We start from the raw sequence: 1120 nt of genomic DNA, 5'->3' as shown, positions 1-1120 counted from the left end.
CTAGTGTTGCGCGTCTGAAGTTGGTTTACGTTTCGCGCCGGCGAGTATTTCCTCGGCGGGTTTGGTCCACACGAATGGGTGGCAGCGGTCGTTCCAGCCGTCGATGAAGGCGCGGATCGCGGCGACGAGTTCTCGGACGGAATCGAAGGAACCGCGCCGGATGGCCTGGCGGGTGATGATGCCGAAGAACACCTCGACCAGGTTGAGCCATGATCCCGATGTTGGGGTGAAATGCATTGTCACCCTCGGGTTCTTGGCCAGCCACGTGGTGATGTCGGCGTGCTTGTGGGTGTGGTAGTTGTCGCACACGATGTGCAGTTTGCGGCGCGGATAGGCTCTGGCCACCATCTTCATGAAGTCGAGGAACTCGGCCTTCCCGTGACGCTCGTAGCATCGATCGACCACCGATCCCGTGGCCACTTCGAGTGCAGCGAACAAGGTCGTGGTGCCATTGCGCTTGTAGTCATGGGTAGCCTTCTCCGGCAGACCCGGCCGCATCGGCAAGATCGGCTGAGTGCGGTTAAGCGCCTGGATCTGGCTCTTCTCATCCACGCACAGCACCACGGCGTTCGTGGGCGGGTTCAAATACAAGCCGACGACATCGCGAACCTTGGCCTCCAACTCGGGATCGGTCGAAAACTTGAACGTCTCGCGCCGCCATGGCTTGATCCCGTACCGTCGCCACGCACGGGCCACGGTCGCGTCGCCGATCCCCAACTGTTTCGCCAACAGCCGGGTCGACCAGTGGGTGACCGCCAACCGCTCGGGTGGTGACTCCAGTGTCACAGCGATGATCTCGGCGTCCTCAATCGTCTTGGGCCGGCCGCTGCGTGGCTCGTCGTGCAGCCCGTCGATCCCGTGTTCGACGAACCGATCCCGCCACTTGATCACCGTCGGCCGAGACACCGACAACGCTCTGGCGGTCGCCGACGTGCCGGAGCCCGAGGCAACCGACAACACGATGCGGGCACGCTCAACCAGACCCGCACTCACCGTCGATGATCGAGTCCACGACTCCAACACCGCGCGCGAATCATCATCGAGAACCAACGCCGAAGTGGGCATACGGCAATTCTTCCACCCGAACGCCTGTAAGCGAATTAACGACGCGCAACACTAG

Annotated in this window: 1 protein-coding gene; it reads right to left on the bottom strand. The window is 62.1% G+C overall.

Annotated elements, in window-relative coordinates; genetic code table 11:
- Window positions 1–1065: an IS630 family transposase gene (locus ACIGKQ_RS25360; protein ID WP_235726358.1), complete on the bottom strand. Its 1065-nt coding sequence runs from the start codon at window positions 1063–1065 to the stop codon at window positions 1–3.
- Window positions 1066–1120: the final 55 nt, after the last annotated feature.

Origin of the sequence: Gordonia sp. NPDC062954 (assembly GCF_044543825.1) — a bacterium.
GTDB classification, from domain to species: Bacteria; Actinomycetota; Actinomycetes; order Mycobacteriales; family Mycobacteriaceae; genus Gordonia; species Gordonia tangerina.
This window is presented reverse-complemented; position numbering and strand designations above follow the sequence as displayed.